The sequence below is a fragment of the Sulfitobacter sp. HI0027 genome (genome assembly GCF_001634775.1).
Classification (GTDB): domain Bacteria; phylum Pseudomonadota; class Alphaproteobacteria; order Rhodobacterales; family Rhodobacteraceae; genus Sulfitobacter.
The window spans coordinates 1-22,514 of record NZ_LWER01000418.1 but is presented as its reverse complement, the minus strand read 5'-3'; the positions used below and the strand labels follow the sequence as shown (position 1 = coordinate 22,514).

At 62.0% G+C, this 22,514-nt stretch carries 23 protein-coding genes and 1 riboswitch; of the genes, 5 read left to right on the top strand and 18 right to left on the bottom strand.

The annotated features are described in order from the left end of the window. Positions 1–3 precede the first annotated feature (3 nt). The 4 genes from A3722_RS18760 (at position 4) to A3722_RS18745 (ending at position 5,581) form a co-directional block, all read left to right on the top strand. Complete coding sequence (locus tag A3722_RS18760) at positions 4–570, top strand: PqiC family protein (protein WP_067629471.1); 567 nt, start codon at positions 4–6, stop codon at positions 568–570. Positions 571–698: 128 nt separating this feature from the next. Beyond that, complete coding sequence (locus tag A3722_RS18755) at positions 699–1,169, top strand: GbsR/MarR family transcriptional regulator (RefSeq protein WP_067629469.1); 471 nt, start codon at positions 699–701, stop codon at positions 1,167–1,169. Between the two features lie 42 nt (positions 1,170–1,211). After that, positions 1,212–2,453: an efflux RND transporter periplasmic adaptor subunit gene (locus tag A3722_RS18750; RefSeq protein ID WP_067629467.1), complete on the top strand. Its 1,242-nt coding sequence runs from the start codon at positions 1,212–1,214 to the stop codon at positions 2,451–2,453. Next, the gene (locus A3722_RS18745; RefSeq protein WP_067629465.1) at positions 2,450–5,581 is read left to right on the top strand and encodes an efflux RND transporter permease subunit; all 3,132 of its coding nucleotides are present in this window, start codon (positions 2,450–2,452) and stop codon (positions 5,579–5,581) included. Before A3722_RS18750 ends, A3722_RS18745 begins: the two co-directional genes overlap by 4 nt. Before the next feature lie 67 nt (positions 5,582–5,648). Here A3722_RS18745 and A3722_RS18740 read toward each other — a convergent pair whose 3' ends face one another. The 18 genes from A3722_RS18740 to aroC form a co-directional block, all read right to left on the bottom strand. Then, positions 5,649–6,113, bottom strand: coding sequence for a PTS sugar transporter subunit IIA (locus A3722_RS18740; protein WP_067630567.1), 465 nt, complete (start codon positions 6,111–6,113; stop codon positions 5,649–5,651). 40 nt (positions 6,114–6,153) lie between these two features. Continuing rightward, complete coding sequence (gene hpf, locus A3722_RS18735; RefSeq protein ID WP_067630564.1) at positions 6,154–6,720, bottom strand: ribosome hibernation-promoting factor, HPF/YfiA family; 567 nt, start codon at positions 6,718–6,720, stop codon at positions 6,154–6,156. A 308-nt stretch (positions 6,721–7,028) separates the two neighbouring features. After that, positions 7,029–7,787 carry an LPS export ABC transporter ATP-binding protein gene (lptB, locus tag A3722_RS18730; RefSeq protein ID WP_150120346.1) on the bottom strand — a complete coding sequence of 253 codons (759 nt, stop codon included), beginning with the start codon at positions 7,785–7,787 and terminating at the stop codon, positions 7,029–7,031. Then, the gene (gene lptA / locus A3722_RS18725; protein ID WP_067630558.1) at positions 7,784–8,278 is read right to left on the bottom strand and encodes a lipopolysaccharide transport periplasmic protein LptA; all 495 of its coding nucleotides are present in this window, start codon (positions 8,276–8,278) and stop codon (positions 7,784–7,786) included. The genes lptB and lptA overlap by 4 nt, the downstream gene beginning before the upstream one ends. A 5-nt stretch (positions 8,279–8,283) precedes the next feature. After that, complete coding sequence (gene lptC, locus A3722_RS18720; protein WP_067630555.1) at positions 8,284–8,892, bottom strand: LPS export ABC transporter periplasmic protein LptC; 609 nt, start codon at positions 8,890–8,892, stop codon at positions 8,284–8,286. A gap of 6 nt (positions 8,893–8,898) precedes the next feature. Then, entirely contained in the window at positions 8,899–9,867 is a 969-nt protein-coding gene (locus tag A3722_RS18715; RefSeq protein ID WP_067630552.1) for a KpsF/GutQ family sugar-phosphate isomerase, read from the bottom strand. Further along, complete coding sequence (locus tag A3722_RS18710) at positions 9,864–10,478, bottom strand: ribonuclease D (RefSeq protein ID WP_067630549.1); 615 nt, start codon at positions 10,476–10,478, stop codon at positions 9,864–9,866. The genes A3722_RS18715 and A3722_RS18710 overlap by 4 nt, the downstream gene beginning before the upstream one ends. Before the next feature lie 55 nt (positions 10,479–10,533). Further along, a complete protein-coding gene (locus tag A3722_RS18705) occupies positions 10,534–11,313 on the bottom strand; it encodes a PaaX family transcriptional regulator C-terminal domain-containing protein (RefSeq protein WP_067630546.1) in 780 nt (259 codons plus the stop codon). Beyond that, positions 11,303–13,327, bottom strand: a complete 2,025-nt coding sequence (gene paaZ, locus A3722_RS18700; protein WP_067630543.1) for a phenylacetic acid degradation bifunctional protein PaaZ — start codon at positions 13,325–13,327, stop codon at positions 11,303–11,305. The genes A3722_RS18705 and paaZ overlap by 11 nt, the downstream gene beginning before the upstream one ends. Positions 13,328–13,337: 10 nt before the next feature. Continuing rightward, the gene (locus A3722_RS18695) at positions 13,338–14,402 is read right to left on the bottom strand and encodes a 2Fe-2S iron-sulfur cluster-binding protein (RefSeq protein WP_067630540.1); all 1,065 of its coding nucleotides are present in this window, start codon (positions 14,400–14,402) and stop codon (positions 13,338–13,340) included. A gap of 7 nt (positions 14,403–14,409) precedes the next feature. Then, complete coding sequence (gene paaD / locus A3722_RS18690) at positions 14,410–14,958, bottom strand: 1,2-phenylacetyl-CoA epoxidase subunit PaaD (protein WP_082849543.1); 549 nt, start codon at positions 14,956–14,958, stop codon at positions 14,410–14,412. After that, a complete protein-coding gene (gene paaC, locus A3722_RS18685; RefSeq protein ID WP_067630576.1) occupies positions 14,952–15,674 on the bottom strand; it encodes a 1,2-phenylacetyl-CoA epoxidase subunit PaaC in 723 nt (240 codons plus the stop codon). Before paaC ends, paaD begins: the two co-directional genes overlap by 7 nt. Before the next feature lie 32 nt (positions 15,675–15,706). Continuing rightward, positions 15,707–16,051 (bottom strand): 1,2-phenylacetyl-CoA epoxidase subunit PaaB, encoded by a 345-nt coding sequence (gene paaB, locus A3722_RS18680; protein WP_082849541.1) that lies wholly within the window; start codon positions 16,049–16,051, stop codon positions 15,707–15,709. Positions 16,052–16,056: 5 nt separating this feature from the next. After that, positions 16,057–17,049, bottom strand: a complete 993-nt coding sequence (gene paaA / locus A3722_RS18675) for a 1,2-phenylacetyl-CoA epoxidase subunit PaaA (protein ID WP_067630537.1) — start codon at positions 17,047–17,049, stop codon at positions 16,057–16,059. Positions 17,050–17,077: 28 nt separating this feature from the next. Then, positions 17,078–18,283, bottom strand: a complete 1,206-nt coding sequence (gene pcaF / locus A3722_RS18670; protein ID WP_067630535.1) for a 3-oxoadipyl-CoA thiolase — start codon at positions 18,281–18,283, stop codon at positions 17,078–17,080. 241 nt (positions 18,284–18,524) lie between these two features. Then, on the bottom strand, positions 18,525–19,130 hold the full coding sequence (gene cobO / locus A3722_RS18665; RefSeq protein ID WP_067630532.1) for a cob(I)yrinic acid a,c-diamide adenosyltransferase: 606 nt from the start codon (positions 19,128–19,130) through the stop codon (positions 18,525–18,527). A gap of 70 nt (positions 19,131–19,200) precedes the next feature. Beyond that, complete coding sequence (locus A3722_RS18660; protein ID WP_067630529.1) at positions 19,201–20,139, bottom strand: DMT family transporter; 939 nt, start codon at positions 20,137–20,139, stop codon at positions 19,201–19,203. Between the two features lie 10 nt (positions 20,140–20,149). After that, positions 20,150–21,259, bottom strand: a complete 1,110-nt coding sequence (gene aroC / locus A3722_RS18655) for a chorismate synthase (RefSeq protein ID WP_067630526.1) — start codon at positions 21,257–21,259, stop codon at positions 20,150–20,152. A 92-nt stretch (positions 21,260–21,351) separates the two neighbouring features. Further along, positions 21,352–21,453, top strand: a riboswitch (TPP riboswitch). A gap of 34 nt (positions 21,454–21,487) precedes the next feature. Here aroC and thiB point away from each other — a divergent pair. After that, positions 21,488–22,465 carry a thiamine ABC transporter substrate binding subunit gene (gene thiB / locus A3722_RS18650; protein ID WP_067916365.1) on the top strand — a complete coding sequence of 326 codons (978 nt, stop codon included), beginning with the start codon at positions 21,488–21,490 and terminating at the stop codon, positions 22,463–22,465. Positions 22,466–22,514 lie beyond the last annotated feature (49 nt).

The following is a 22,514-nucleotide window of genomic DNA, read 5'->3' as shown; positions in this document are numbered from 1 at the left end:
AGCATGAATGTTGCAAGACCTCTGATCACCCTCGGCCTGCTGGCAGCCTTGGCGGCCTGTGGCGGCGCTGCTGAGCGTTTCACCGTGCGCGCCCCGGCGGTCACAGAAAAGACTTCGATCGCTTTTAGCTCGGTTGAGGTGCGCGATGTGTCCCTGCCGACCTATGCCGCCGCCGAAGAGATTTCCCTGCAGATGGCCGACGGCAGTCTGGTCAGTTCGACCGATGTGCTGTGGGCCGATGCCCCTGAACGGGCCGTGGCGCTGGAGCTGAGCCAAAACCTCGCGCGGATGACCGGGCGGCGCATCGCGTCTGAGCCTTGGCCTTTTGAGGCTTTCCCCGACGCCCGTCTCGAAGTGCGCTTTGCCGAAATGGTGGCCACCGAAGCCGGAGAATTCCGCGCCTCTGGTCAGTATTTCGTGGCCGTCCCCGATGACCGTCGGGAGCGTTCGGGCCTGTTTGACCTCAGCGTGCCGTTCAACCCCGAAGGCGGGGCCAATGCCATCGCCACAGCGCGCGGCCAGCTTGTGCTCGATCTGGCCCGCTACATCGCGCAAAACGGGTTGAAGTAGGGCAGTTCGCCCGAAAATGACCTTGCGGCATGTCGTGTTCAGTCTGTTCGGAATTTTCTGAATAGACTTGATTTGTGCCGGGCCTTGTTTATCTACCGTCAACGCAGCGTGTCGTTGACGGGGAACAAATGGATACCACAGACCAAATCGACCAAGTCCGCGATGATTTCATCACGCGCATGGGCGTGATCGCCATGGGCGAGGGCTTGCCGCGCATGGCGGGACAGGTCTTTGCCATGCTCGTTTTCGAGGGCGAGCCGATTGCCTTTGGCGCGCTGTCGCGCCGTCTGTCCGTCAGCCGCGCCACGATCAGCACATCAATCCGTGTGCTGGAAGAGCGGGGCCTGATCCGGCGGGTGAACAAGACCGGCGACCGGCAGGACTACTTCCAACTTGCCGATGACGCCTATGCCGCGATGACAAAATTCGCGCTGGCAGGCACGCGCCACGCCAAGGCCGAGATTAGCGACACGATCAGCAAACTGCCCGAAGAGGCCGACGGCGTACGCGCGAGGCTCGATTGCTTTGCCGAGTTTTACGACGCGATCAGCACCGCGCTTGATGATGTCGCAACCCGGGTGAGCAAACCCAAGAATTGACGCGCGACCTGCAAACAGGAACGCGGTGATGGAGTTCGATCAATGAGTGACACATCTCAAGAGCGCCAGACGCTTTCATTCGAAAGCGACGCTGGCTCGAAACGGTCGAAATTCATCGCCGGTGGAATCGCGCTGTTGATCGGACTTTGGATGGGCAGCGGCTATATCATCCCCTCCGAAGAAACCGAGGAAGCCGCACCTGCCCCCCTCTCGCCCGAGGCGGTGACCGTGGCCGTGCGCGGCTCTCAAGCCAAAAGCGTGACGCAGGTCTTTGTGGCCGAAGGTCAGGCCCTGCCGGACCGCGACACGATGGTCCGCGCCGAAGCAGGCGGAGAAATCGCCGAGGTGCTGGTAGCCAAGGGCGATGTGGTCGACGCGGGCGCGTTGATCGCGCGGCTCAGCACCACGGCGCGCGATTCCGATCTGGCCCGCGCCCGCGAGGAATTAAGCCGCGCACAGCGGGAATACGACAATGCCGAAGCCCTACTGGACCGGGGCGTTTCGACCGTGGACCGGGTCAGCCAAGCGCGGGCGACCTTGGCCGCCGCGCAGGCGTCGGTCACTTCAGCCGAAGAGGCGCTGAACAACACCGAAATCCGCGCCCCCTTTCCCGGTCGGTTAGAGATGCTGGATATCTCTGCCGGAGAGTTCGTCTCCACCGGCGAGGAAATCGCACGTCTGGTCGACAACACCCCGCTGACGATCCAAGTGCAGGTGCCTCAGCAGTCGCTGAAAGACATCAAGGAAGGGCAAAGCGCCGAGGTCGTGTTCATCACCGGGACAGAGGCGCAGGGGAAGGTGCAATTCGTCTCAAGCAGCGCCAGCGCCGAAACCCGGACCTTTACCGCCGAGGTTAGGGTCGAAAACGCCGATGGTGCGATCCCTGCCGGTATCTCGGCCCGCGTGCGTATTCCTACGGGCGAGACCCGTGCGCATTTCGTTTCTCCGGCGATCCTGTCCTTGGACACCAATGGCACATTGGGTGTCAAAACCGTGAATGACGAGGACAAGGTCGTTTTCAACAAGATCGCGATCGTACGTGCCCAGACCGATGGTATCTGGATTGCGGGCCTGCCGGATGAGGCCGAAATCATCACCATCGGGCAGGGTTTCGTGAACGACGGAGAGACCGTTAACCCCCAGCCCGAAACCGGCACGGATTCAAGCCCCGAGGGGCAGCCGATAACGGGCGTGCCTGAGATTGACGAATTGGAGGAACAGCCAGCCGGTGATGGGCAGATCACCGGCCGCGCCGAAGCCGCCCAGCCGGAGCAGGCGGAATGAACGCGCTGATCGACGCCGCTTTCAGCCGCGCCCGCGTGGTGATCCTGAGCTTGGTGATGATCTTGGCCGTGGGTGCCTATGCCTATATCGGCATCCCCAAGGAAAGCTCGCCCGAGATTCCGATCCCGACACTCTATGTTTCGACCTCGCTCGAAGGTATCTCTCCGGAAGATAGCGAACGGCTATTGGTCGAACCGCTTGAGACCGAACTCAGTGCCATTACCGGGCTGAAACAGATCACCTCCAACGGCGCCGAAGGTCATGCCTCGGTGCAGTTGGAGTTCGAGCCCGGTTTTGATTCCGACGAGGCGCTCGACAAGGTGCGCGAAGGCGTGGACCGGGCCAAGTCGGACCTGCCCGAAGACGCCACCGATCCGGTCGTGACCGAGATCAACACCGCGCTTTTCCCGATCCTGACAGCGATCCTGTCCGGCCCGGTGCCGGAACGGACGCTCAACACCATTTCGGAGGAGTTGAAGGACGCGATTGAGGGGCTGTCAGGCGTGCTTGAGGTCGATGTCGGCGGTGAGCGTACGGAACTGCTGGAGGTGCTGATCGACCCCACAGTGTTCGAGACCTACAACATCTCCTTCGAAGAGCTGATCAGCCAGATCAACCGCAACAACCGCCTGATTGCGGCGGGGGCGATTGAAAGCGGCGCGGGGCGGCTGGTGCTCAAAGTGCCAGGGCTGATCGAGAATGTCGAAGATGTCATGTCGCTGCCGATCAAGGTGCGTGGCGATACGGTGGTGACCTTCGCCGATGTCGCCGCGATCCGCCGGACCTTCAAAGACCCCACTGGTTTTGCCCGTATCGACGGCCAGCCCGCGCTGGCGCTTGAGATCAAGAAACGCTCCGGCGCGAATATCATCGAAACAGTTGCCGCCGTGCGTGAGTTGATCGACGAGATGCGCGCGGAATGGCCCGACAGCATCACCGTCAAATACACCCAAGACGAATCCGAGCAGGTCCAAGACATGCTCAGCGATCTTGAGGCCAATGTCATCGCGGCGGTGATCCTTGTGATGATCGTGATCGTCTGGGCTTTGGGCGTCCGCTCGGCGCTACTGGTGGGGCTGGCGATTCCGGGGGCGTTTTTGGCCGGGGTCACGGCGCTTTGGGTCATGGGCTATACGATGAACCTTGTGGTGCTCTTCTCGCTGATCCTTGTGGTGGGGATGCTGGTGGACGGGGCCATCGTGACCACCGAACTGGCCGACCGCCGCCTGCAAGAGGGGCATGCGCCCCGCGCTGCCTATGCCTATGCCGCCAAGCGCATGGCATGGCCGATCATCGCCTCGACGGCGACGACGCTCAGTGTGTTCTTCCCGCTGCTGTTCTGGACCGGCACGGTAGGGGAGTTCATGAAATTTCTGCCGATTACTGTTATTCTGACCCTGACCGCATCGCTTTTCATGGCGCTGGTTTTCATTCCTGTGGTTGGCGGGATCATCGGCAAACGGCCCCCGCAATCGGCCAAGGATAAGGCCACACTATTTGCCGCCGAACAGGGGGATCCGCGTGACCTGAAGGGCTTCACCGGCGGCTATGTCAAACTGCTGCAATTCGCCATCCTGCGTCCTTGGATTACGCTGATCCTTGCCATTGCCATGCTGATGGGCGGCTTCACCGCCTATGCGCAATTTGGCAACGGCATCACCTTTTTCCCTGAAGTAGAGCCTGATTTTGCGCAGGTACAGGTGCGCGCGCGGGACAATTTCTCGATCTACGAACAAGACGCGCTGGTGCGGCAGGTCGAGCAACGTCTCTTTGCCTACGACGAGATTGCCAGCGTCTATGCCCGCACCGGCAGCAGCAACCGCGACAGCGCCGACCTGATCGGCACCATTCAGGTTGAGTTCACCGAATGGGACGAACGACGGACCGCCGCCATGATTGGCGAAGAAATCCGGACCGAGATGGCGGCCATTCCGGGGATCGACGTGCAGGTGCAGACCGCCTCGAACGGCCCCTCGGCGGGCAAGCCCGTCAATCTGCGGGTCCAAGCCCATGATCCTGAGGTGCAGCAACAGTTGGTCGACCAAATCCGCGAAAAGATGGCCGATATCGGCGGCTTTACCGATGTGACCGACTCGCGCCCCCTGCCGGGGGTGGAGTGGCGCATTGCGGTGAATCGCTCAGAGGCGGCGCGGTTTGGGGCCGATATCTCGACACTGGGGCAGGCTGTGCAACTGCTGACGCGCGGCATTACCGTGGCGGATTACCGGCCCGACGATGCCGAAGGCTCCATCGACATCAACGTGCGCTTTCCCTCGGATGAGCGCACGCTGGAAGAATTGCAATCGCTGCGCGTGCCGACCTCGGCGGGGCTGGTGCCGATCTCGAACTTCGTGACTTTTGAGCCAAGCCCCCGCACCGGTACGATCACGCGGGTGGATCAGGAACGGGTGGTGACGATTGAGGCCAATGTCGCACCGGGCGTTCTGGTGAACGACCAAACCGTCGCCCTGCGCAGCGCGATTGACGCGATGGACCTGCCGCCGGGTGTCGAAGCCTCCTTCGCCGGGGAGGCGGAGGACCAGCAGGAATCGATGATCTTCCTCGCGGGGGCGTTTATTACCGCGATTTTCCTGATGTTCGTGATCTTCGTGATCCAGTTCAACAGCTTCTACCAAGCCTTCGTCGTTATGTCGGCCATCGTGTTTTCGATTGCAGGAGTGCTATTCGGCCTGCTGATCACCGGGCGGCCCTTCGGGGTGGTCATGGGGGGGATCGGTGTGATCGCCTTGGCGGGGATCGTGGTGAACAACAATATCGTTCTGATCGACACCTATAATGACCTCAAGAAAGCCGGGCTGTCGCCGCTGGAGGCCGCGCTGCGCACCGGGGCGCAGCGTTTGCGTCCGGTGGTGCTGACTTCCGTCACCACGGCGCTTGGCTTGATGCCCATGGTGATCGGCCTCAACATCAACTTTTTCACCCGTGAGATCGTTTATGGCGCGCCCTCTACCCAATGGTGGACCGAGCTGAGTTCGGCCATCGCGGGCGGTCTGGTGGTGGCCACTGTGCTGACGCTGGTGGTGACACCGGCGATGCTGATGTTGGGAGAAAAGAAAGCGAAACGCGCCGAGCCAACCCCGCCAGAGCCGGAACCGGTCGCGATCTAAGCCAAGGTCAGGCGGCCCACGATCAGGCGGCCCACGATCAGGCGGCCCACGATCAGGCGGCCCAAGATCAGGCGGCCTTGTCGGCCTTGTCCTCGGTCAGGATGGTGTAAAGCGTGGCCGGGTCGGGGTTCGACCGCAGCTTGGTGCAGATGCTGGTGTCGCGAAGCGTGCGGGCCACCAGTGCCAGCGCCTTGAGGTGCTCCACCCCCGCATCTTCGGGGGCGAAGAGGGCAAAGGCCACATCGACTGGCTGACGATCGACCGAAGAGAAATCAATCGGTTTGTCCAACAGCACGAAAGCACCGACAACCTTGTCGATCCCGTCCATCCGCGCATGGGGCAGGGCGACGCCGTGGCCGACACCGGTCGGCCCGAGGGTTTCGCGCGTCATCAGCGCATCCACCACTTGGCCGGCCGGCAGCCCATAGGCTTGCTGGGCGAGTTCGCCGATATCCTGCATCAGACGCTTCTTGCTCGAAGCCGAAGTCAAAACCTTCACGGCCTCTGGCTTGAGGAGTTTGCCGAAATCCATTCCGCTCGCCCTGCTCTTTGGCGGATATTACCGCCGTGGGTTACGAAGGGTCGATCCAGCCGATGTTGCCGTCTTCTCGACGGTACACGACGTTCATCCCTTCCTGGCCTTCCTTGCGAAACAGCAGCACCGGGTCGCCCGACAATTCCATCTGCATCACCGCTTCACCGACAGACAAAGTTGGCACCTTCGTCTGCATCTCTGCAATGATCATGGGTTGGAGGGTATCAGGTTCCTGCGCATCTGAATCGCTGTCTGACGCGAGGATATAGGAGGACGCACCCAAAAGTTCAACCGGTTCGGCGCGTTCTTTGTGATGGTCCTTCAGGCGGCGCTTGTAGCGGCGCAGCTGTTTTTCCATCTTTTCGCAGCAGCTATCGAAGGCGGCATAGATCTCTGTCGCCTTGGCCTTGGCCGACGCATTGAGACCGGTGGAAAGATGCACGGTGGCCTCGCAGGCAAATTCGTGACCTGTTTTGGAAAACACCACCAGAGCATCTGTCGGGCGTTCGGCATATTTGCTGACCGCCTCGTCCAGTTCGGTCCGGACATGTGTCCGGAGCGCATCGCCAATGTCGATCTGTTTGCCACTGATCTGATACCGCATATCGTCTCCTTGTCTTTCTTGTTCCGAACATTGCCAAACGGTCCACATGCGTGGAGCGCGACAACTTTCAGATATGGAGGAATGGTGCTGCGACCAGGATGATTTTAACCGTTCCTTCACGGGAAGGGCGATGCAGGATCAAACAGGAACGCGATGTCACCATAGGTCAATGAGGCCGCGTTTCCGTTTGAAAGTCAATGGCGCCGATGCACCCGCCATTCTTTTATCGCTACAATCAGAGCGGTTTTCCGCAAAGTGCAGGCAGGGCCCTGCCGAGGGCTGGAAGGCCGGGCGAAACGCGCTAAGTCTTAGGAAATACGGAAGTTATCGCCAAGGTAGACGCGGCGTACATTCTCGTTTTGCACAACTTCTTCGGGCGTTCCGGACATCAGAACTTTGCCCTCATGCAGGATATAGGCGCGGTCCACGATCTCTAGGGTTTCGCGCACATTGTGGTCGGTGATCAGCACGCCGATGCCACGTTTTTTAAGGTCGGCAACCAATTGCCGGATGTCTCCGACAGAGATCGGATCGACCCCGGCAAAGGGTTCGTCAAGCAGCAGATAGTTGGGATTGGCGGCCAGACAGCGGGCGATTTCGACCCGGCGACGCTCCCCACCCGACAGGGCCAGCGCAGGCGCGCGGCGCAAGTGTTCGATGGAAAACTCGGTCAGCAGCTCTTCGAGCCGTTCGCGGCGCTGGTGACGGTGTTTGACCCGAATATCGAGGATCGCGTTGATGTTGTCTTGCACCGACAGCCCGCGAAAGATGCTCATTTCCTGCGGCAGATAGCCGATTCCCAACTGCGCGCGGCGGTACATCGGCAGGGTGGTGACATCCTTGCCATCCACGGTGACGCGCCCGCCTTCGGGCGTGACCAGCCCGGCCACCGCGTAGAAAGTCGTGGTCTTGCCCGACCCGTTCGGCCCCAACAGCGCCACGACTTCACCCCGGTCAAGCTCCATCGAAAAGTCGCGGATCACCGCTTTCTTGCGATAAGACTTGCGCAAATGCTGAATGCGCAGGCCGGATTCGCCCCCGGCGACTTTCAGCTCGGGCGGCATCAGTTGCCGCTGCCGGGCTGCAAAATGGTCTTCACGCCGCCTGACATCTGCGCCGTGCCGTCGTTCAGGTTTACCGTCATTTCCTGCGCGCTCAGCGCACTTGGGCCTTGGGTCATCAACACATCGCCGCTCATTACCAAGGTGCCTGCGTCGATATCATAGTCGGCCCGCTGCGATTCAGCGGCGTCTTCGCCCGCGACCAAGACCACGCCGCCGGTTGCTTCCAGCTTGGCGATGCCTTGATCCGACGTGCGATAGATCACCTCGACCTTACCGGCAGACAGGGTCATTTCGCCCTGAGAAATCAACACATTGCCAGTAAAGACCGCGGTGCCCGTGGCGTTGTCGACCGATAGGTTGTCGGCGGTCACTTCGACGGGCAGGCTGGTATCTTGCTCTAGCGCGCCAAAGGCCACATCGGCAGATTGGGCAGAGACAGGGGCAGCATGCAGCGCGAGAAACAGCGGCAGCATCAAAATAATCAAATGTCTCAAGGCAGTTACTCTTTCGTTGCTTGCGGCGTGTATATCAGTTTCACACCCTTTGTGAAAAGCAATTGCGATCCGGCGCTGTTCTGGCGGTTGGTGATGGCCATGCGCCCGGCGGTGATCTCGCCCGCGGGGCTGGTGGCTTTGACCGGGCCGGGTGATAGCAGATCTAGTGTGGTGAGGTTCGAAGTCATCCGGTCCGACAGAATCTGGTAGCCGGTTGAGGTGCTAACCCGCACATCGCCCGCCAGTTCCGCTTCTTCCGCGCCGGTGTCAAACCGACCTCTGTTGGATTGCAGAGTGATCTTGGCACCGCCCTGCAGGTCCAGCGTCGCCTCGATCTCTTCGGCCTCGTTGGTGCCGGTTTCCCCGCCGGGGGTGGTCAGCTTTTCCGCCGAGAATGAGATCAGATCGCCATCCGCCGTGGTGCCGGAATAGAAGGGGCCGGTGATCTGCTGGTCGCGCAGCCGCTCTTGCACTTCTTTATCTGCAAAGGGGATCACCGCCTGCGGTTCAATCGCGCGCGACAGCAGGAACAGGGTCGACAGGAGCGCCAGCGCGATCAGCGGAAAGAGCACTTTCAGCCAAGAGACGACGCGAGAGTGGCGATCACCCTTCATCGCGCGCTACCCCAGCCCAACGCGCAGACAATCGTGGATATGCAGCAGGCCCACGGGCGATTTGCCGTCGGCCTGCGCCGGGTCGGTCACGATCAAGCAGGTGATCTTGCAGTTGTTCATCACGCCCACGGCTTTCTCGGCCAGTTCGTCGGGGCCGATGGTAACTGGGGCCGGGGTCATGACCTCACGCGCGGTCATGGTCATCAACCCGTCAAGGTGCCGCGCGAGGTCGCCCATGGTGATGATCCCAGCCAGTGCGCCAGCGCCATCGGTCACGCAGACCACGCCAAAGCCCTTGCGGCTCATCTCGCTCAGCGCGTCGGGCATCGGCGCGTCGGCTGCGACCAGCGGCAGCGCATCGCCCACATGCATCAGATCGGCTACGCGGCTCAGCCTTGCGCCCAGTTTGCCACCGGGGTGAAAGTCGCGGAAATGCTCGGCGGTGAAAGCGCGGTTCTCCATCAGGGCCACGGCCACCGCATCGCCCATCGCCAGCGTCAAGGTGGTTGAGGTGGTCGGCACCACGCCGGTGCCGCAGGCCTCTGCCGCGCGGGGCAGTTCCAGCACCACGTCACTGTGACGCCCAAGGCTGCTGTCGGGACGGCTGGTGATGCCGATGAGCGGGATCGTATAGCGGCGCGAATAGGCGATGAGGTTCGCCAGTTCCGGTGCCTCGCCCGAGTTTGAAATTGCCAGCACCACATCAGCCGCGGTGATCATCCCCAGATCGCCGTGGCTTGCCTCGGCTGGGTGCACGAATTGCGCAGGCGTCCCGGTAGAGGCCAGCGTCGCCGCGATCTTGTTGCCGATATGGCCCGATTTGCCGATGCCAGTGACGATCACGCGGCCCTTGCAGGCGCGCATCAGATCGACAGCGGCACGAAAGCGGTCATCAAGGCTGTCGGCCAGCAGCGTCAGCGCCTCGGATTCGCAGCGGATGACGCGGCGGGCAGTGTCGAGGAAAGGTGTGTTCATGCGTGTGCGAAGATGTCCGTGTCCGGCCATCCCTCCAGATCCAGCCGGGCGCGCATCGGCAGGAAATCGAAACAGGCCTGCGCCATGTCCATCCGACCTTCGCGTATCAGGCGTTTGTTAAGTTCATCGCGCAGACGGTGCAGATAGAGCACATCCGACGCGGCATAGTCGATCTGCGCTTGGGTCAGCTTTTCGGCCCCCCAATCGCTGGATTGTTGCTGTTTCGAGATGTCGACGCTCAGCAGTTCTTGGCACAGCTTCGCCAGCCCGTGCCGGTCGGTATAGGTGCGCACCAGACGGCTGGCGATCTTGGTGCAATAGACCGGCGCTGCGGTGGCGCCAAAGGTGTTGCGCATCGCGGCGATGTCAAAACGGCCGTAGTGGAACAGTTTCAGCACATGCGGATCTTCCAACAGCGCGCAGAGGTTCGGCGCCTCGGTCTGGCCCTTGGCGACCTGCACCAGATGCGCGTGACCATCGCCGCCCGAAAGCTGCACAACACAGAGCCGGTCGCGATGCGGATGTAGCCCCATCGTCTCGCAGTCAATGGCGACCATCGGCCCAAGGTCGAGGTCATCCGGCAGGTCGTTCTGATAGAGGAAATTTGTCATGAGCACGTCTATATCGTGCTTGTCCGGCATGGGAAAGCGGAGGCTTTGCCCCGGGTCAGGCGGTGGCCAGATCCTGCAATGCGGGGCGGGGATAGAGGCGCAGCAAGCGGTCGACCAGTAGATGGCACCGGTAGCCGGGCCACTCGGGGCGGATCAATCCACCGGGCAGGGCCGGGTGTTTCAGCACCAGCCGCCGCCAGTTGTGCACGATCAGACAGCGCAGAACCGCGACATCCAAGGCGCTCAACCTGTCTGCATCCGGCAGTTCGGCGTCCAAGGTAGAAAGCGCAGCCAGCAGCGCGGCATAGTCGGCCTCAAGCTCGGCAGGCTCCACCGCGCGGCGCAGCCAGTCGGGCGGCGGCGTGCCGGGCAGGGCAAGACAGCCTTTGGGCACCGCGCTATCGGCCCGCCCGACATAGGCGCGGGGCAGGGCGGCGATAAAACCCGCGCCCCGCAGGGCGCTGTCGGTCTCGCGCCCGTTCTCTTCGGTCACCACCATCTGCCATGGCTCTGACAGGTCGGGCGGCGCGGCGTAGATGCGGGGGCTGGCGGCGGCACTTTCCGCGCGGCCTTGGGCGGTCAGGCTGTGCTGGCTGATCCGCCCGATCTTGTGTGACTGCAACCATCCGTCATTGCGCAGCCGGTGCAGCGCCACGCGGCTCGCCTCTGGCCGCACGTCGAGCGCGCCCATGATCGTCGATAGGACCGGTCCGTCGATCGCATCACCCTCTCCCTGCGCCAGATCGCCGAAAAGGCTGACCATCAGCGACCAGACGCGCTGGCCCCCCAAGCCCGCAAAGGCCGCGACAGCGGGAAGGGAGGGATCAGAGGGCATTAATCGTCAGCAGTTCATATTCCGCGACCGCCTCCTCGCGTTGGTTGGTCAGGGTCACATGCCAGCGCACCTCGCCATATTCTTCTTTGCGCGGCGTCTTGTGCTTAACCGAGAGCCGCACCTTGATGCTGTCGCCCGCCGAGACAGGCTCAAGAAAGCGAAGATTGTCGAGGCCGGTATTGGCCAGCACCGGGCCGGGGTCGGGTTGCACGAAAAGGCCCGCGGCGAAGCTGAGCAAGAGGTAGCCATGGGCTACGCGCCCCGGAAAGAAGGGGTTCGCGGCGGCGGCCTCGTCGTCCATATGGGCGTAGAAAGTATCGCCGGTGAAATGGGCGAAGGTCTCGATATCCTCCAGTGTGACTTCTCGGGTGGGCGAGTTGAAGGTCTCGCCCAGATCCAGCTCGGTGAAGCGGCGGGTGAAGGGGTGGTCGCGGTCGGTGATTTCCTCGGCCCCCGGCACCCATTGTTTGCCGATGGCCGTCAGGATGTCGGGGCTGCCCTGAATGGCGGTGCGCTGCATGTAATGCATCACGCCGCGAATGCCGCCCAGTTCTTCGCCGCCCCCTGCGCGGCCCGGCCCGCCATGCACCATATGCGGCAGCGGAGAGCCGTGGCCCGTGGCCTCGCCCATCGACGTTCGGTTGTTGAAATAGAGCCGTCCGTGGAAGGCTGCCGAACCCATCGTTAGCTCGCGCGCCACCTCACCGTCATTGGTGATGATCGAGGCGACAAGAGAGCCTTGGCCGCGGTTCAGCAACTGCGAGGCATGGGCCAGATCGCGGTAGGGCATGAGGGTGGAAACAGGGCCGAAAGCCTCGGTGTCATGCACGCGCTCGGCGCTGTCGGGATCAGCGCAGTGGAACAGCATTGGCGGCAGGAATGCGCCTTTGTCTTTGTCGGCGCCGTTGACGGTAAAGTTGTCGGGATCGCCAAAGACCCGCTCGGCCTCGGCACTCAGCAGCCCCACCTTTTCCAGCACATCGCGCTTTTGGCTACCCGAGACCAGCGCGCCCATGCGCGTATCTTCGGCACGCGGGTCGCCGATGGTGGTCTTGGCAAGGTGTTCTGACAGAGCAGAGATCACCGCGTCGACCAGCGCCTGCGGCACCATGATGCGGCGAATGGCGGTGCATTTCTGCCCCGCCTTGGCGGTCATCTCGCGCTGCACTTCCTTGACGAAGAGGTCGAACTCCGGCGTGCCGGGGCTTGCGTCGGGGCCGAGGACCGAGGCGTTGAGACTGTCCTGCTCAGACGTGAAACGCACCGAGTTCTGCAGCAACAAGGGATTGCTGCGCAGCTTCAGCGCGGTATCGGCCGACCCGGTAAAGGCCACGGCATCCTGACAGTCGAGGTGGTCGAGCATGTCGCCCAAGCCGCCGCTGACCAGTTGCAGCGCGCCCTTCGGCAGCAACCCACTGTCGAGCACCAGCCGTACGCAATGTTCGGTAACGTAACAGGTCGCCGTCGCCGGTTTCACGATCGCCGGGACACCTGCCAGCAGCGTAGGCGCCAGCTTCTCCAACATGCCCCAAACCGGGAAGTTGAAGGCGTTGATATGCACCGCCACGCCCTGCAGCGGGGTGCAGATATGCCGCCCCATGAACTGCCCGTCGCGGCCCAGTTGCTCGGGCGCACCGTCGAGATAAACATGCGCATCCGGCATCTCGCGCCGACCTTTAGAGGCGAAAACCAGCATGGTGCCGATGCCGCCGTCGACGTCAATCTTGTGGTCCGAGAGCGTCGCGCCGGTGTCGTAGCTCAGGTCATAGAGCGCCTGTTTGTGCTCCATAAGGTGCAGCGCCAGCGCCTTCAACATGCGCGCGCGGTCATGGAAGGTCATGGCGCGCAGGGCGGGGCCGCCGTGGTCGCGGGCAAAGCCCAGCATGGCCTGCGCGTCGAGCGCATCGTTGCCGGCCAGCGCAATCACTTCGCCAGTGATGGCGCTGGCGATGTTGCGGGCGCCCGCGCCCGGGGCCAGCCATTCGCCTGCCGCGTAACTGTGAATATCGCGCATGTTGGCTCCTTTAGTGCGTGTCGTAGTCTATGGTGAGCGTGTCGCTCAGCGGGTAGCTCTGGCAGGTCAGCACATAACCGCGCTCGACCTCGTAATCCTCAAGCGCGTGGTTCGAGATCATCTCGACCTCGCCCTCAAGCACCTTGCCCATGCAGGTCGAACAAACCCCGGCCTTGCAGGAAAACGGCGCTTCCTGCCCGTTCTCTAGTGCGGCTTCCAGCACCGATTGGCCCTTCTGCATGGTGAAACTGCGCCGCGCGCCGTCGATGATGACGGTGATCTCGGTGCCCTTCTGGCCCTCGCTGCGTTTGGCCATTTCCTGTTTCGCCAGACGGCCCTGCTGGCTTTCGCTGAAGAGTTCAAATTTGATCTGTTCATCGGTCAGCCCATTGGTCTTCAGCGCCTCGGCAATCGCCAGCATCATCGGCTCCGGCCCGCAGATGAAGGCGGTGTCGATGTTGTTGATCTGAATCCAATGCTTAAACAGCGCATTGCATTTCGCTTGATCGATACGGCCCTCAAACAACTCCATATCCTGACCGGATTCGAGGATGTGGATCACCGTCAGGCGGCCCATGTAGTGGTTCTTGAGATCCTCAAGCTCCTCGCGGAACATGATCGTATTCACCGCGCGGTTGGCATAGACCAGCGTGAAGGTCGAGTTCGGCTCGCGTTTCAGCACAGTCTTTAGAATCGAAAGCACCGGCGTGATGCCCGAACCGCCCGCAAACCCGAGGTAGTTTTTCGCCACCTCTGGTTCAATCGCGGTGAAGAATTTGCCCTGTGGCGGCATGGCGTGGAGCGTATCGCCGACCTTCAATTCGGTATTGGCATAGGTCGAGAATGCCCCGCCATCGACGCGCTTGATACCGACCTTCAGCTCGCCATCGTCTAACCCGGCGCAGATCGAATAGTTGCGGCGCAACTCGGTGCCGTCGAAGTCCTGCTTGAAGGTCAGGTATTGGCCTTGGGTAAACGCAAAAGCTTCGGGGTCCTCCGGCTTCAGCGTCAGCACCACCGCATCGCGGATGGTGTGGTGGATATCAGTCACTAACAGGGGGTGAAACTGGCTCATCGGGGCCTCAGATACATTTGAAATAGTCGAAGGGTTCACGGCAGTCGCAGCACCGCCACTGCGCCTTGCAGGGGGTCGAGCCGAATTGGCTGATCCGCTCCACCGCGGTGGATTTGCAGTGCGGACAATGCTGCGGCCCACCGGCCGGGCGGGGTGGCGCGATGCCGTAAGATTCCAGCTTGGCGCGACCGGTGTCACTCATCCAATCGGTGGTCCAAGGCGGAGAAAGCTGCCGTTTCAGGTCAAGGTTTTCGATGCCGTGGTCGCGCAGCGCCATCTCGATATCAAGGTTGATGATGCTGGTGGCCGGGCAGCCCGAATAGGTCGGCGTGATGGTCACAACCAGCGTGTCGTCGCGCCACGCCACATCGCGGATGATGCCAAGATCGGTAAGCGAAATGGCCGGGATCTCCGGGTCCGGGATCGCCGAAAGCCATGCCCAAACCGTCTCTAACGTGGGCTTTTCCGCCAACGCGGCACCGCGCGGGGCGGTATCGCGCACCACCCCCGGCACCGGCGCGGGGGCCGGCCGGCTGTGGGGCGCGGGTTTTACCATGTGGCGTCCGGGTAGGCGCGCTGCAGCCACTGCACATGGGTCAGCATATGGCCCAGATGCTCGCTGTGCCGTGCGCCGCTTTTCCCGCCCCTATGGGCAAAATCATCTTCGGGTTTGGTCAGGGTCGCTGCCGCGAGCGTATCGCCGACCAGTTGGTCGTAGCCAGCGCGCAGGCTGGCTGGATCAGGGGCGATGCCCGCATCTTTCATGGCAGCGTCGACATCATCGCCAAGGAACATCTCCCCCACATATGGCCAGAGCAGATCCAGCGCCGCCTGCATCCGACGGTGGCTTTCCTCGGTCCCGTCGCCAAGGCCGATCACCGTGTCGGAGGAACGTTCGAGGTGGTAGGTCACTTCCTTCGCCGATTTCTCGGCGATGGCAGAGATTTCCTTGTCGCTGGAATCGATCAGCGCGGTCAGCTGCGCCAGATGCCATGCGTCGAAGAGGAACTGCCGCATCATGGTCTGGCCGAAGTCGCCGTTGGGCTGTTCCACCAACAAGACATTGCGGAAATCCCAAACATCGCGGTGAAAAGCCAGCTTGTCGGCGTCACGCCCCGCGCCCTCGACCTCACCCGCCATGCCCAGCCATAGCTGCGTTTGCCCGATCAAGTCGAGCGCCACATTGGCCAGCGCGATGTCTTCTTCCAGCACCGGAGCCGTGCCGCACCATTCCGAAACGCGGTGGCCCAGCACAAGGGCGTTGTCGCCCATCCGGCAGAGGAATTCGAACTTGGGATCGGTGCTCACATCGCCCCCACTTCGTCGGGAATGTCGAAGAACGTCGGGTGCCGGTAAACCTTGTCATTGGCAGGCTCGTAGAGCGCGCCCTTCTCCTCGGGGGAGGAGGCGGCGATGGCGCTGGCCTCAACGGCCCAGATGCTGACGCCTTCGTTGCGGCGGGTATAGACGTCGCGGGCGTTCTTGATCGCCATTTCCGCGTCCGCCGCATGCAGGCTGCCGACATGGCGGTGGCTCAACCCGTGCTGGCCGCGGATGAAGATCTCCCACAGGGGCCATTCGGTGGTCCGCGCCTTGCCGTGCGGGGCGGCTTCGGTGCCGTCGTATTCACTGGATTCAGGGCTGCTCATGTCGCTTACTCCGCTGCCATTTGTCTGCTGCGCTTTTTCTCGGCGTGGGCCAAAAGCCCCTCGCGCACCCAACGGCCTTCGTCCCAAGCCTTGTTGCGCGCCGCCAGCCGTTCGGTGTTGCAGGGGCCATTGCCCTTGAGCACCTGAAAGAACTCTTCCCAATCCGGCTCGGCGAAATCGTAATGGCCGGTTTCCTCATTGAACTTGAGGGTTTCGTCGGGGATCGTGAGGCCGAGGTATTCGGCCTGCGGCACCGTCTCGTCGACGAACTTCTGGCGCAGCTCGTCATTGGTGTTCATCTTGATTTTCCACGCCATCGACTGCGCGGAATGGACCGAATCCTTGTCTGAGGGGCCGAACATCATCAGCGCCGGAAACCAGAAACGGTTGAGCGCATCTTGGGCCATCTTGCGCTGGGCGGGCGTGCCATTGGCCATCTTCATCATGATGTCGAAGCCTTGGCGCTGGTGGAAGGATTCTTCCTTGCAGATCCGCACCATCGCGCGGGCGTAAGGCCCGTAGGAGGTGCGCTGCAGCGGCACCTGATTCATGATCGCGGCACCATCGACCAGCCAGCCAACGGCACCCATATCGGCCCATGTTAGGGTCGGATAATTGAAGATCGACGAATACTTCATCTTGCCCGACAGCAGGTCGCGGGTCATTTGGTCACGGGTCACGCCGAGCGTTTCCGCCGCGCAATAAAGGTAGAGGCCGTGGCCCGCCTCGTCTTGCACCTTTGCCAGCAGGATCGCCTTACGCTCCAACGTCGGGGCGCGGGTGATCCAGTTGCCCTCGGGCAGCTGGCCCACAATCTCGCTATGCGCGTGCTGACCGATCTGGCGGATCAGGTTCTTGCGGTAGCCATCGGGCATCCAGTCTTTTGGCTCGATCTTGCCGCCCGCATTGATGCGCTCCTGAAAGGCGCGTTCTTCGGGGTCCATCTCGTCGAGGGATTTGATGCCCTTGCCGGTGGATTTGATCATCTGTGCATACATCGGTCTGTTCCTTTCCGGGAAAGAAGTCTCAGCCTGCGTTTTCGAGGATCAGGGCGACGCCCTGTCCCACGCCCACACACATTGTACATAGCGCGTATTTGCCGCCCGTCCGCTTGAGCTGCAGCGCCGCCGTCATCACCAGACGTGCGCCCGACATGCCCAAGGGGTGGCCGATGGCGATGGCACCGCCATTGGCGTTCACATGGGCTGCGTCATCCGGCACGCCCAAGGCGCGGAGGGTGGCGAGGCCTTGGGAGGCGAAAGCCTCATTAAGTTCGATCACGTCCATCTGTTCGATGGTCAGGCCCGCGCGGTCCAGCACCTTGCGCACGGCAGGGATCGGACCGATGCCCATGACGCGCGGCTCGACACCTGCGGCAGACATGGCAACAACGCGGGCGATGGGGGTGAGGCCATGGTCTTTCACGCCTGCCTCTGACGCCAGCAGCATCGCTGCCGCGCCGTCATTCACGCCAGAGGCATTGCCTGCAGTCACAGTCAGATCCGCGCCATTGATGCCGCGCAGCTTGGCGAGTTTATCCAGCGTGGAGCCGGGGCGGGGGTGTTCGTCGCGGTCGACGATCACGTCATCGCCTTTCCGCTGCGGGATGGTGACGGGGGCGATTTCCTCGGCAAAGAGGCCCTTTTCATCCGCCTGTGCCCAGCGTTGCTGGCTACGCGCGGCGAAAGCGTCTTGGTCTTCGCGCGACACGTCATGGTCGGCGGCGACGTTGTCGGCTGTCTCGGGCATGGAATCCACGCCGAACTGAGCCTTCATCTTTGGGTTCACAAAGCGCCAGCCGATGGTTGTGTCATAAACGGCGTTGTTGCGCGAAAATGCGGTTTCGGCCTTGGGCATCACGAAAGGCGCGCGCGACATGCTCTCGATACCACCGGCGATGGCAAGGTCCATGTCGCCGGCGCGGATCGCACGGGCAGAGGCACCGACGGCATCCATGCCGCTGGCGCAGAGCCGGTTGATCGTGGCGCCCGGCACGTCGACGGGCAGACCGGCCAGCAGGGCGGCCATGCGCGCGACGTTGCGGTTGTCTTCGCCCGCTTGGTTGGCGCAGCCCATGATGACATCATCGACACGCGCCCAATCCACCGAGGGGTTCCGCTCCATCAATGCCTTCAACGGGATCGCGGCCAGATCGTCGGCGCGAACCGAAGAGAGGGCGCCGCCGTAACGGCCAATGGGGGTGCGCTGCGCGTCGCAGATGAATGCCTGCATGGGGGTACTCCTGTTGTTGCTACGTAATTTACACAGCGGGGCGATTCGGTTCAATCAAAATGTTACGAAATAGAGATAGTGCTTTGATTTCGGTAACATGTCGCGGTGCAGAGAGGCCATCGGCGGCAGAGACCCGCGCCGTATGGTGCGGTCATGAAGCGCCGGATCGCGAAAGAATTAAAAAAGGCCGCCCTTGGGAAAGGACAGCCTTTGGTATTTTCAGAAATGCAAAGCGAGGGGGTTAGTAATCCACACCGCGCTGCGCTTTGATGCCTGCTTTGAACGGATGTTTGACCTCTGACATCTCGGTCACCAGATCGGCATAGTCGCAAAGCTCGGGCCGGGCGTCGCGGCCTGTCAGCACGACCGCTGTGCGCTTGTCGCGGGCATCAAGTCCGGCGATCACGTCTTCGATCTTGAGGTACTCATAGCGGATGGCGATGTTGATCTCATCCATCACCACAAGGTCATAGTCCCCGCTCGCCATCATCTCACGTGCCTTGCCAAATGCGGCCTCGGCGGCGGCGATATCGCGGTTTCGGTCTTGGGTGTCCCAGGTGAAGCCTTCGCCCATCGTGTGCCATGTCACCTCGTCGAGTTGTTCAAAGAACAGCCGTTCGCCGGTTTTCCATTTGCCCTTGATGAACTGCACCACACCGACGCGCTGTTTCCAGCCAAGCGCGCGTACGACGACCCCGAAAGCAGAGGAGGATTTGCCCTTGCCCGGCCCGGTATGGACCAGCACCAGACCCTTTTCCGGGTCTTGCAGCTCGGCCACTTTGGCGCGCTGTTCGGCCTGACGCTGCTGCATCTTTTCCTTGTGGTCTTGCGGGTCCGCGTCGCTCATCGGTCATCTCCTCTATCCGGTTTCGGGGCACCATAGGGAGAGCCAAGGCCGGGCGAAAGCCCGCAATGAATCACGCCTTGGGATCGGTGACAGACCGCGCTTTGCCGCGCTCCATCCCCAACTGCCGCTCGCGCCAGATCACCAGCGCGCCCGCGCTGATCACCAGCGCCGCGCCTGCCAGCATCATCATTGTCGGCAGTTCTGCAAAGAAAATATAGCCGAGCAAGATGGCAAAGAGCATCGAGGTATAGTCGTATGGCGCCAGCATAGAAGCCGAGCCAAAGCGATAAGCCGAGGTGATAAGAATCTGCGCCACTCCGCCGATTAACCCTGCCAACACCAGCAAGCCAAAGGTTTGCAGATCAGGCATGACCCAGCCGAAGGGCAGGGTGAAAAGCGCCAAGACCGATGCAGTGACGGAAAAGTAAAAGACGATCGCCGCCGTGTCTTCGTTCTGCACCAATTGCCGGATGTGGATCTGCACAAGGCTGCGCACCATCGTCGCCATCAGGATCAACAGCGCACCAATCGTGGCTGTCTGTTCCATCGTACCGATGCTGCTGAAACGCGGCCAGAGGATGATCATCACGCCAACCAGCCCGATCGCCACGGCAGTCACGCGGATCAGACGGATTTGTTCGCCCAGCAATACGGCGGCAAGGATCACGGTGAAAATCGGTGTGGCAAAGCCGATGGCGGTGACCTCGGGCAGGGGCAGCAGGCCAAGGCCGGTGAAGGTCAGCCCCATCGCCGTGGTGCCGAACAGCCCGCGCCAGACATGGCCCATCGGGTTCTTGGTCTTGAGCCCGCTTTTCAGTTTGCCGCGTTGCGCCAGCCAGATCAGGATCACCGGAATGGCAAAGAAGGACCGAAAGAAGACCGACTCGCCCGCGGGCACGTCGTCGGCCAGCGATTTGATGATCGCAGACATGCAGGTAAAGAGCAGGATCGCCGTGATCTTCAGCCCGACGCCAAGGGCGGGGCGGGCGGAGAAATCATCGACTTTCATGCTCTGGTCCTCATGCTTCGGGGCCGATCCGTCCGCGGTTAGTGCCGATCTGACCGCGGTGCAGCAGCAGGTGATCCAGCAACACGCAGGCCATCATCGCCTCGCCCACCGGCACCGCGCGGATGCCCACGCAGGGATCATGGCGGCCCTTGGTGATGATCTCGGTCTCTTCGCCTTGTTTGGTGATGGTGCGCCGCGTGGTCAGGATGCTGGACGTCGGTTTGACCGCGAAACGCACGACCACCTCCTGCCCGGTGCTGATCCCGCCCAAGATACCGCCCGCATGGTTGGAGGAATACTCCGGCCCCTCCGGCCCCATGGTGATCTCATCCGCGTTCAGCTCTCCGGTCAGCATCGCGGCTGACATGCCTTCGCCGATTTCCACGCCTTTGACGGCATTGATGCTCATCATCGCGGCGGCCAGATCGGTGTCGAGCTTGCCATAGACCGGCGCGCCGAGACCCGCAGGCACGCCGCGCGCGGTGACTTCGATGATCGCACCCACGCTGCTGCCGGACTTGCGCAGCCCGTCGAGGTAATCGGCCCAGTCGCCTGCCGCCTTGGCGTCGGGCACCCAAAAGGGGTTCTGGTCGATCTGGTTCCAATCGAACGCATCCCGGTCGATCTTATGCGGCCCCATCTGCACCATGTAGCCGGTGATCTGCAGGTTCGGGGCCAGCGCCTTGATCGCCTCGCGCGCCAGTCCGCCCGCCGCCACCCGCGCCGCCGTCTCACGGGCCGAGGAACGCCCACCCCCGCGATAGTCGCGGATGCCGTATTTCTGGAAATAGGTGATGTCGGCATGACCGGGGCGGAACTTGTCCTTGATATCGCCGTAGTCTTTGGAGCGCTGATCGGTGTTTTCGATCATCAACTGGATCGGCGTGCCTGTCGTGACGCCCTCAAAGGTGCCCGAGAGTATCCGCACCTCATCCGCTTCACGCCGCTGCGTGGTGTATTTGTTCTGGCCCGGTTTGCGCTTGTCCAACCACTGCTGGATCATGCCCTCGTCAATCGGCACGCCGGGGGGGCAGCCATCAATCGTGGCGCCAAGGGCGGGACCGTGGCTTTCGCCCCATGTGGTGACCCGGTAAAGATGGCCAAAGCTGTTGATCGACATGGGCGGACCTCCTGTTGTCAAACCCTTAGCCGGGGCAGCGCCCTGCCTCAAGGGGATTTGCCTTGCCAATTGTGTGGGGGGCATCTACCCCTGACGCTACCTCGGGGGGCCTTTGGGCTGAGATGTGCGTTTTGTGCGGACCCGTTGAACCTGAACCGGTTAACACCGGCGGAGGGAAGGTCCGGACAGACATCCACCTTTTACCTTTCGCCGCAAAAGGAGGATGCAATGAAGTATCTTACACTTGCTGCGGGCGTCATGGGCGCATCGGCTGCATGGGCGGAGACGCCTGAACTGACAGTCTATACCTACGACAGTTTCGTCACCGAATGGGGCCCCGGCCCGGCGATCGAAGAGGGGTTCGAGGCCGAATGCGGCTGCGATTTGAAATTCGTTGGCATGGGCGATGGCGCGGCCCTTTTGGCGCGTTTGAAACTTGAGGGCGCACGTTCCGACGCGGATATCGTGCTGGGGCTGGACACCAGCCTTGTCGCTGCCGCGAAAGTGACCGAGCTGTTTGCGCCGAGCGGGTTGCAGGCCGACTATGACCTGCCGATCACTTGGGAAGATGAGGTATTCGTCCCCTACGACTGGGGCTTTTTCGCCTTTGTCCACGGCACCGATCTGGACGCGCCCGGCGATTTCAAAGCGCTGGCTGAGAGCGATCTGAAAATCGTGATCCAAGACCCCCGTTCATCGACGCCCGGTTTGGGTCTGCTGATGTGGGTCAAAGCGGCTTATGGTGATGAGGCGCCCGAGGTTTGGGCGGGGCTGGCCGACAATGTCGTGACCGTCACCAAAGGCTGGTCCGAAGCCTACGGTCTGTTCCTCGAAGGCGAGGCCGATATGGTGCTAAGCTACACGACTTCCCCCGCCTACCACCTGATCGCCGAGGAAGACGACAGCAAGACAGCGGCGCTGTTTGACGAAGGCCACTACATGCAGATCGAAGTGGCGGGAAAGCTCGCGGGGTCGGATCAGCCGGAGCTGGCCGATCAGTTCCTGCAATACCTCGTCTCTGACGCCGCGCAATCGGTGCTGCCGACGACCAACTGGATGTACCCCGCCGTGACGCCCGAAGGCGGTCTGCCCGAAGGGTTTGACGGGATGATCCAGCCCGGCAAGGCGCTGTTGGTGCCGAACGGCGAAGTCCCCGCACTCCGTGAAGAGGCCTTGAACGAATGGCTGACCGCGCTGTCGCGTTAAGCGGCAAGACGGGGCTTTTCGCCGCCGCACTGGTCGCGGGCCTGATCCT